Raw genomic sequence first — 9,792 nt, forward strand, 5'->3', positions numbered from 1 at the left:
GAATAGGACTATAGTTTCGCTTTTGCAAAGGAATTATCTGGCACAGGCAGGCCATAATGATCACGAAGTGTAGTACCTGTATAGGCTGTACGGAACAAACCTCTCCGCTGCAGCTCAGGTACAACTTGCTCGAGAAAATCATCCAACCCGCCGTTCATTAGCTGCGGCATAATATTGAAGCCATCGGCTGCATGACCTACAAACCATGCTTCTAGTTCGTCTGCAATCTGGATCGGTGTACCTGCAATCGTCTTATGCCCGCGTCCTCCCGCAAGTCTGAGCAGCAGCTGTCTGATCGTCAACTTCTCTCTGTCAGCTAGCTCTTTGATCAAATGAGTACGGCTTTGGTGACCAGCAATTTCTTTAGAATCGGGAAGTTCCGGTAGTGGTTCGTCCAGAGAATAGGCTGTAAGGTCGAAACCAATTCGATTCGACAGTTGGAGAAGGCTGTACGTAGGATTCGTCAGTTCATGGAGTTCGGCTTCTTTCTCCTTGGCCTCGGTTTCAGTTTTACCGATAATGGGGCAGATGCCGGGTAAAATTTTCACGTACGCTGGGTCTCGTCCAAACAGAAGAACACGCTTCTTAACATCAGCATAGAATGCCTGTGCATCTTGTAGCGTTTGTTGTGCGGTAAAAATAGCCTCTGCCCACTCGGCAGCAAAATCTCTGCCATCTTCGGAGGAGCCTGCTTGCACAAGAATCGGACGGCCTTGCGGCGAACGTGCTGTATTCAGAGGGCCGCGAACCGAGAAGTACTTTCCTTTATGATTTAGCTCATGGATTTTGTCTTTGTCGGCATAAATGCCAGTTTTCTGATTCCTAATTAACGCATCATCTTCCCAACTGTCCCAAAGCTTTGTTGTGACTTCCACAAATTCCTTGGCACGTTCATAGCGTTCTTGGTGTTGGGCTATGTGATCCCGATTAAAGTTCTGGGCTTCACTATCCGTACCAGAGGTGATGATGTTCCATCCTGCTCGGCCGCTGCTTAGGTGATCCAAGGATGCAAAGCGGCGAGCCACGTTAAAGGGTTCGTTAAAACTTGTGGATACGGTGGCGATTAATCCGATTTGTTTCGTCACAACGGCAAGCGCGGAAAGCAGTGTATGCGGCTCTAATCCGCCTAGCGCACCATATTGGACCGCTGTTGGAGAGTTTGCATAGCGGTCAGCAAGGAAAAGGGAATCCAGCTTCGCGGCTTCAGCTTTACGTGCGAGTTCCAGGTAGTGAGCGAAGTCATAGACGCCGTTCAGGTTAGAATCTGGATGCCGCCAAGCGGCTTCATGATGTCCCATGCTCGCAAGGAATAGGTTTAAGTGAATCTGACGTGTATTCTTTTTCAACCTGTACACCCCTTACTAAATATGAAAATAAAAGAAGACTCCACATGCACGCCAGGTTATTAACGCTGGCGGCAAGGGAGCCTTTGGTGGACCAATAGGCTTTATGAGCTGTTGCAGTCATGTTAGCAGGTTTAATCCGATTATACAAGTGGGCAAAGTGAGCTATTCGTGTTTGCGATTATAAAATGAAGTTGACCAATTTGAAGATCAAGTGATAAGATCGCCATATATTCAAGTCAACCGGACAACAGGAGACTTCCACCTCATTCATTGAAACGAGCATGGAAGTCTTTTTTGTCTTAATAATCAATAAAAGTTAAAGGAGATGTTGAGATGAGTATTGGGCAAAGAAGATTAGGCAGAACGGGTTTGAAAGTTTCGGAAGTGAGTCTGGGTACGATGGCTTTCGGTCGATGGATCGATCAGAAAGCGTCTGCTGATGTGCTGGATACAGCGTTAGAATCAGGTATTACGCTGATTGATACAGCTGATGTTTACGGCTCGGGCATGGATAAAGGCAATCCGCTTGAAACCGGTGAATCCGAGACGATACTTGGCAATTTGCTAGGCGCGCGCAGGCACCAGATCGTACTCGCAACCAAAGTACATGGACGAGTCGGATTTGGACCTAATGATGCGGGTCAAAGCAGATATCACATTCAGCGCGCGGTGGAAAACAGTCTGAAAAGGTTGCAAACAGACTATATTGATTTGTATCAGGTGCATCGATTCGATGAAGAGACACCGCTAGAAGAAACGCTTCGCGCGTTAGACGATCTCGTTCGGCAGGGGAAAGTACGATACATCGGAGCATCGAATTACGCTGCTTGGCAAATTGCCAAAGCTCATGGCATCTCTGCACAGCTCCGGCTTGAACGCTTCGAGAGCGTACAGCCTGAATACAGCATTATCGCTCGTGGTATCGAGCAGGAGTTAGTACCCTTTGCAGTGTCCGAAGGGGTAGGCGTTATTGTATACAGCCCACTGGGACGCGGGCTGCTGACAGGAAAATATAGTTATGGCGGGCAGCCGCCAGCTGGAACACGCGGCGCAGCCGGTGAGCAGCGGCTCCAGACGCTGTTAGAACAGGAACGTAATTTCCACATCGTGGAGCAGTTAAAACCAGTCGCGGAACGCAGAGGCTGGACACTCGCTCAGCTTGCACTGAATTGGGTTCTGAGTAAACAAGGAATCACATCCGCGATTTTGGGGGCTTCCAAGCCGCAGCATATTACGGATGCGCTGCCTGTCATCGGAGAAAAGCTTAGCTCGGATGAGTTGAATGAAATTGATACGATAACGAGCGGCGTTCAATTCGAGCTAGTTGGAAGATAAAATGCGTGAAGCCTCCCTTTCACAGGCTTTATAGGGTTGATTATGGACTATTCCTGGGCAGTGCTTACTCAATTGGATGCCAGCGGCTGCGATGCTGAATGGTTACGGATACCTCTCGCGCTGTGTCTTCACCTGCTTTGATGCTGTTACCCTTGGTTATCTGTACGACACGTATCAAGTGAAGACACAAGGCATTGCAGCCGAGCAGATGCCTTTTTGATTCAGGGGAACAGGGTGCGTATTCGGAAATGTGGGCGATTGCTGAATACTAGTTAGGTAAGCATCTTTTACAAAGATGCTTTTGATTAAGAAATGAAAATAGGAAAAAACTGATGCACCCGCGTAACTGGCGGGCTGCATCAGTTTTTTCCTATTTTACCTGAAATCAAATTTTTTATTGTTTTTGAACTTCAGCGACAACGAATTTGTCGTTTACTTTTTTCGTCGTATACGTTACACCGTCTTTGGTAGTGAACTTCACTTGATCCTTCGAATTCGACGCGTCAAACGTAATATCTTCTTTTTTCGTTGCAAGAAGGTTAGAAGTGAAGAACGATTGTTTGTTTGTTACGATAGCATTATCCGCTTTTTGATCAGTTAGGTAATGCGCTGTTAATTTATCAGTCATAGCAGTATCGAAGTAGCTGGAAAGAAATTTCACAGCTTTTTCTTTGCCGTCTGCCGCTTTAGGGTTGAGGATAAACGCGCCATCCGTGGATTTGGCTTCCGCAAAGAGGAAGTCCACTTTCTCTTGAGCGATTCTTGCAGCTATATAGCCTTTCATATTAACGGCATCTTGGCTTTCGGCAGTTGCTTGCGGAGCAGCGGTCGTGTTCGATGTAGCTGCGGCTACTGGGCTTGGCGATGATTTCGGTTGATTGGAAGAGCAAGCTGCTCCTGTCAACATCACGGTAAGTAAAATGAGTCCTGCTGCAGTTTTTTTCAATGTCATTGTCGTGCACCTCTTCATTTCCTTATTCGGATAAGACTAATTTTGTAAAATTATCCGAAATATATAATATTTTTTAGTCAGCAATATAAAAATATATAGGAAATTGTGAGAAATTGCAAATTTTCCTCATTTAACAGATCGACTCTCTATAGAATGATTGAAAGTTTGGATAGAAAGAACCTATTAGACGATGAAACCATGTGATGGTAAAATTTATCCATGTTATAAATCCGATTAATATTATGTGTATTATGGGGGATGACGTAAGATGAAATTTGCTTTATTTAGTCTGATGATGAATCTTCCTAACGCTGTGACTGGGGAAACATTAACTGTTCAGCAGAAATTTCAGAATGTGATTAAGCAGGCATTACTGGCAGAAGAGCTTGGCTTTGAGGCTTATGGAGTAGGTGAGCGGCATGGCGCGCCGTTCCAGTCTTCTTCACCGCCAGTCGTTTTAGCTGCCATTGCAGCTCGAACCTCTCGTATACGTTTATTAACCACTGTAACGGTTCTAAGTGTGTTAGATCCTGTTCGTGTAGCCGAAGACTATGCCACACTTGATCATATCTCTGGCGGGCGGTTGGAAATGATCATTGGGAAAGGGAATGATCCTCGCCACTATCCGCTATTCGGAATAACCGAGGAAGAACAATGGGAATCTCTTGCTGAGCGATATGAGCTACTGAAGCGCTTATGGCATGAGGAAAATGTCAGCTGGGAAGGGCGGTATCGTCCAGCACTTCACAATGTCACTACCGAACCAAGACCTTTCCAGAAGCCAATCCCAGTGTGGCATGGCAGCGCATCAAGTACACGATCCACGGAGTTGGCTGCGAAACATGGAGAGCCGATCTTTTCATCTAATACCTTTCATCCCCAAGCTAAATACAAGGCGCTGATCGACCACTACCGCGAACGGCTAGATTATTATGGTCATGATCCAAGTAAGGCCGTTGTTGGATCAGGTTTCGGTAGTTTATATCTGGCGAATACGCCCGAAGAAGCGATTAAGCGTTATCGACCTTACTATGATGCTCTGCATGCAACAGCTTCAGCACAGCATAACCAATCTCCATTCAAGGATTTGGAGGACACTATTAAGAATGGTTCTGCACTCATAGGGAGCCCCGAAACGGTCATTGATAAAATTCTGAATTACTATGCGGCCTTTGGGCATCAAGTGGTTAGTATCAGTGTGGATGGGCTAACTGAAGCAGAACAGCGTGAACAAGTTGAACGATTTGCGACTGAAGTAGCGCCTGTCCTGCGCCGAGAGCTTCCAAGTTCGGTTTGGAGCAGCGAGCCTTCGCCGCAAAGCCATGCCGCAATCACGGTATCAGCAGGTTAGGCCAATGAGGCCCGAAAAAGGTTAATATTTTACCCGAAAAAGTAAATTCATGAACTAGACGATAAACACCTTATTCATTATAGTGGGTTTAAAGATAACAAACCCAAATGAGGTGTTCACTTGAATAGTCGATTATTATTGGAAGCGCTGCAAGCTGCGGAGACGGATCATGCTTCCCTTTTTGAAGAAGTCAGAACTCGATCTGTGGATATTCGCTCTGGTATGGATAATCCGCTGCTTGCTGCACACCGGATAGAAATCCGGCAGTTAGTTGACCAATTTCTCACGAAGCCCATCGAGGCGCTGCCCTTCAGCGCATTTCGATTATTTCAAGTAAATGGTTCGAGAAAAGAGTTCGAGAAGCTGTACTTCGATCGTCGACGCCGGCTTGCTGCTTTTGCAATCGCTGCTTTAACGGAAGATGATGCTGCATTCATTCCTGCACTCGAGGACATCATCTGGGCCATATGCGAAGAATACACATGGTGTTTGCCTGCACACTTGAATGTTCATGATTCCGAAGCAGCAGATGAGGCGCCAAGACATGTAGATTTGTTCGCTTCCGAGACGGCACATGCGTTGAGCGAGATTTGTCATTTGTTCAAGGATCGACTTGATCCACAGATTGTTAAACGTGCACGCCACGAGGTCATGCGAAGAGTACTGCAACCTTATATGCTGCTCAAGAAAGTGTTTGGTTGGGAGACAGCAACGAACAACTGGTCGGCAGTATGCGCAGGAAGCATCGGAATGGCTGCTATTTATTTGATTCAGGATTCGAGAATCCTGATGCCTGTCTTAAGTCGCGTTTTTGAAGCGATGGAGTGCTTCCTTGAAGGGTTCACCGAAGAGGGGGCGTGTCTCGAAGGTCTCGGTTACTGGTACTATGGTTTCGGTTATTACGTATATTTTGCCGAGCTGCTGAAGCAGCGTACAGGTGGACAGGTCGATCTTCTTCTGGATGAAAAGAAAGCCCAGCGTATTGCTGAGTTCCCTCAATTCTGTTTTCTACAGGAGAATCATGTGGCGAATTTCTCCGATTGCTCGCGTACGAGCGGCATTCAGACCGGCTTATTCAGCCGTCTATGCCAAAGGATTGAACAACTCCGTACGCCGTCACTGTCGCATCGCTCGAATTCAATTGATCACTGCGGCCGCTTCGCTACGGCACTTCGGGATCTGGCTTGGACGGACTATTCGCTCCTGGAAAAAAGGGAAGGGCTTCCGCTTCGCTCAGAATTCCTTCAAGAAGCCGAATGGATGGTTAGCCGGTGTCAGGTGGGCGGTAAACTCATCAGCTTTGCGGCCAAAGGCGGACATAATGCGGAACCGCATAATCATAATGACATCGGACATTTCGTCTGGGTAGTGGACGGCGTCAGGTGGTTCGAGGATCTTGGTGCCGGTTTATATACAAGACAATATTTTGGCGACGAACGTTATTCGATTCTTTGCAACAGCTCAGCTGGGCATAGTGTTCCCATCATCAATAGCTGCTTTCAAAGTGAAGGAGAGCAGTATCGCTCTAAGGTAGTGGAAGTGAGTATTCAGAATGGAAGAGATCTATTCCTGATGGATCTGCGGCAAGCTTATGACGTACCGCATCTGCACAAGTTGGAGCGATTGTTCGATTTGGATAAGCTGCAAGGCAAATTAACGATAACGGACAGATATGAATTCACGGAATCTCCAACATCGATTACAGAGCGTTTCATTACCCTTTATCCGCCAGAAGTTGGTAAGGAAGGGGAAATCATTTTAAGCGCAAGTGAAGGTCGGAAGCTTCGTCTTGTATATGAAGCCCACCAGTTGAATGCAGCGATTCAGACTGCTGAACATTTGGATCATTCTGGGAATGCCGAGACTGTGTATCTCATTGATCTGCAGAGTCTGGATTCGGCCAGACAGCAGGTCATATCTGTGACGCTTGCGCCTATGTATGAATAAGGCATTCCAGATGATGTGATGGTAATGTCACATATATTGACATAAAACAACATTTTTTATATAATCGAACCATCACAAAGACGTGATCACGTGGAAAATCTAACATTGTTTTCTTTTATGTTCTAGTCGGCAACGAAGCCTATCCGTTACAGTTTCTGTAATGGGGTAGGCTTTTTTATGTGTAAAAAGGAGGAATCACTTTGTTCAAACTATTTCATTCATCATCGTATGAAAAGGTTCATGGGGATTTATTAAAAATGGCTACAGGTGATTTCAGTATGAGCTGTGCCCCTGTTGTTGGTGAGAAATCATTAATCAGTACGTTGAAAAAAACAATTCGCAGTTTGAAATCTCTCATCCGAATCGTCGATAAATCGTCGAGTGAACTTTATCATAAGATGGAGGATGCGAGCGAGAGATCAACTCTGATTACTGTGCAGGTAGAAGAAATTACGGCTACAATGCGGGAAATGGCTGAAGGTATGCAGGATACCTCCGAACATGCCCAGTTCATATCAGATCAAATCCATCCTATCCACATCTTCCTTGAAGGAGTTAAAGATAGCAACAGTGCCATCGTCCAATCATCAACTCAATTTTTGGGAGAAGTAAGCTCCGGCAGAGTTGAAATGAGTATAGCGATGGAACAAATGCAGTTAATCTCCAAGGGTAGCACGCAAATCTATGTGAAAATGGATGAATTGAATAAAGCTCTTGAGAAGATCGCAGACATGACCATTTTAATCGAACATATCTCGAAACAAACCCAATTGTTAGCTTTAAATGCGAATATTGAAGCGGCGCGTGCAGGAGAACAGGGAAAGGGATTTGCAGTCGTTGCGCAAGAGATTTCGAGAATGGCCATTCAGACGAAGCAGGAAACGGTTAACATACAGGAACTTATCCAAACGGTTACTTCTAGTGCAGATGGATTGCGGGGTTCGATTCACCAGATGCAGGACACGGTTGGTACAGGAGCACATACATTGCAAGGAGCCGTTAGTAAGTATGAAAGGATGGAGACGTTTCTTGGTCAACTTTTGGGGGACATGCAGGAAGTAGATGGTCGCTTAGAAGGTGTTGCCAGCAATACATTGTCTATTGCAAATTCGATTAATCAAACGTCAGCAATGATTCAACAAGTAGCGGCTGGGAGCGAAGAAGTTTTGGCTGCTGCTGATGTTCAGCTTCAGAATATCTTGGGGATGAATGAAAGTATTCAAGAGGCAACAAGGAGCAGTCTTTCCTTACGCTCGGTAGTCTCGCAATTTAAATTGCCTTCACTCCAACACGCTCATGCCTTGCAGAAAGATTTGGATAAGTGGATGGAATGTGCGACGGGCATGCGAGCGATCATGGTTTCGTTGATTGAAGCCAGGAATCCTGAAAAAATAGCCGATTGGTACCAGAAAAAAGTGGCACAAGAGGTACTTTTACAAACATGTATGAAAGAGCTGGAAAGTAAGTTGAAAGAGGCGAGTGATCGAAAATACTTCTCCTCGTTATGCTCTGCGTGGGATGCTTTTGGCGTGATCAAGGATCAAAATGCAGCATGGATGCTGGAAGGGCAATATGATAAAGCGAAGCAAGCGCTGATTAGCCGCGGGCGAGAGAGTTTTAAGCAAGCAGTTGATGTAGCTACGGAATGGATGGAGCAAGTCCACAGTAAATGATTCATCTACTGATTAATCGGTTAATGAAGAGAAGTGCTTCACTTAATCTTATCAGGAGGTGTATGAACGTGAAAGATGACCCAAACGCTCAGAACACTTTTCAGGAAGTGGAAGAGGAACTCGTCGTAACGAAACAAGGGAACAGCTATGTGATTTCTTCCATTGCCGGTACAGTTGGGGAAATTACATATAAGCTTGTAGATGTGGATACCTGGGTTATAGATCATACGTTTGTTGATCCTCGTTTTCGCGGTCGTCATTTAGGGAGACAGCTGCTTGATTTTGTAGTGGATGAAGCTCGTGAAAAAGGTAGGAAAATCATTCCTTCATGCGCATTCGCTTTGCAAGAATTCACGCGCCATCAGGAGTATGCAGATGTATGGGCGAAGACGGATACGAAGTATTCGGATAGTTATAGTTCGAAAAGTACAAACCTATAGAAGAGTGACCGTCCAAAAAGTAGTCGAAGTTGTCTGAGAGTTAGGCAGTACACACAGAGTTTGCCGACCTGTGGCGCAATGATGAAAAGTATCGTTACAGCACTAAAATAATGATAGAGCTCCCTTGCAACAATGTAAAACATCGTTCCATCAACCTTTTATGAACAGTTATTCGTCTAAATTCCCTCGTAACGATATAAAACATCGTTGCAGCAATCGTAATGCTACATCAACTTGAATCTAATGATGAAATACATCATTGCAGCGAAAGTGGCTGTGCAAAAAATCGCCGAAGATGACTGTGAGATAGGCACGCGGTTCTTCAATTTCTTGCCGACGATAAATACGTGACTTGAGCATTACTTTGTCGATGGCACCAAAATTGAAGCCAATGTCAATCGGGATACCTTTGTTTGGGGTAAAGCGCCAAGAAGCATAAGGTAAAGCTGCAGGAGAAAGTGCGACCCAGTTTTCCGCCATCGAAGAAGCTGAAAACCAAGAAGAACGTGAGAAGGGTAGCCTGCTTCAAGGCTTACCCAAAGTAAGTCTGGAGGTTGGGTGACTTTCGCTTGCCCATAACTTACTGAAGAAAGCGGCTGTGGACGCCAAAAACAAAGGAGCTAAGCACATTCAAGCCTGAACTGCACCCCAATTGTTAGACACAGTCTAACAATTGGAGGTGCAGTTTTTTTGGCTAAATACTCAACCGAGGAGAAACTAGAAGCAGTCCTGGCTTATCTAGAAGGTA

General features: G+C 45.5%; 9 protein-coding genes. 6 read left to right on the forward strand and 3 right to left on the reverse strand.

Annotated features, from left to right (window positions below):
- Positions 1-8: 8 nt before the first annotated feature.
- Positions 9-1,346, reverse strand: a complete 1,338-nt coding sequence (locus AC58U0_RS11625) for an LLM class flavin-dependent oxidoreductase (protein ID WP_497379149.1) — start codon at positions 1,344-1,346, stop codon at positions 9-11.
- A gap of 333 nt (positions 1,347-1,679) precedes the next feature.
- On the opposite strand from AC58U0_RS11625, the gene AC58U0_RS11630 reads away from it, so the two are divergent.
- A complete protein-coding gene (locus tag AC58U0_RS11630; protein WP_497379150.1) occupies positions 1,680-2,681 on the forward strand; it encodes an aldo/keto reductase in 1,002 nt (333 codons plus the stop codon).
- A gap of 91 nt (positions 2,682-2,772) precedes the next feature.
- Positions 2,773-2,901 carry a hypothetical protein gene (locus AC58U0_RS11635; RefSeq protein WP_497379151.1) on the forward strand — a complete coding sequence of 43 codons (129 nt, stop codon included), beginning with the start codon at positions 2,773-2,775 and terminating at the stop codon, positions 2,899-2,901.
- A gap of 174 nt (positions 2,902-3,075) precedes the next feature.
- On the opposite strand, the gene AC58U0_RS11640 is transcribed toward AC58U0_RS11635, so the two are convergent.
- Complete coding sequence (locus tag AC58U0_RS11640) at positions 3,076-3,633, reverse strand: hypothetical protein (RefSeq protein ID WP_497379153.1); 558 nt, start codon at positions 3,631-3,633, stop codon at positions 3,076-3,078.
- Between the two features lie 268 nt (positions 3,634-3,901).
- On the opposite strand from AC58U0_RS11640, the gene AC58U0_RS11645 reads away from it, so the two are divergent.
- The 4 genes from AC58U0_RS11645 (at position 3,902) to AC58U0_RS11660 (ending at position 9,044) form a co-directional block, all read left to right on the forward strand.
- A complete protein-coding gene (locus tag AC58U0_RS11645) occupies positions 3,902-4,984 on the forward strand; it encodes an LLM class flavin-dependent oxidoreductase (RefSeq protein WP_497379154.1) in 1,083 nt (360 codons plus the stop codon).
- Positions 4,985-5,104: 120 nt separating this feature from the next.
- Positions 5,105-6,931 (forward strand): heparinase II/III family protein, encoded by a 1,827-nt coding sequence (locus AC58U0_RS11650; RefSeq protein ID WP_497379155.1) that lies wholly within the window; start codon positions 5,105-5,107, stop codon positions 6,929-6,931.
- A gap of 200 nt (positions 6,932-7,131) precedes the next feature.
- A complete protein-coding gene (locus tag AC58U0_RS11655; protein WP_497379156.1) occupies positions 7,132-8,604 on the forward strand; it encodes a methyl-accepting chemotaxis protein in 1,473 nt (490 codons plus the stop codon).
- Between the two features lie 62 nt (positions 8,605-8,666).
- On the forward strand, positions 8,667-9,044 hold the full coding sequence (locus AC58U0_RS11660; protein ID WP_497379157.1) for a GNAT family N-acetyltransferase: 378 nt from the start codon (positions 8,667-8,669) through the stop codon (positions 9,042-9,044).
- 240 nt (positions 9,045-9,284) lie between these two features.
- Here AC58U0_RS11660 and AC58U0_RS11665 read toward each other — a convergent pair whose 3' ends face one another.
- Positions 9,285-9,524, reverse strand: coding sequence for a hypothetical protein (locus tag AC58U0_RS11665; RefSeq protein WP_497379188.1), 240 nt, complete (start codon positions 9,522-9,524; stop codon positions 9,285-9,287).
- Between the last annotated feature and the right edge of the window lie 268 nt (positions 9,525-9,792).

It is taken from the genome of Paenibacillus sp. J31P190, from assembly GCF_059692075.1.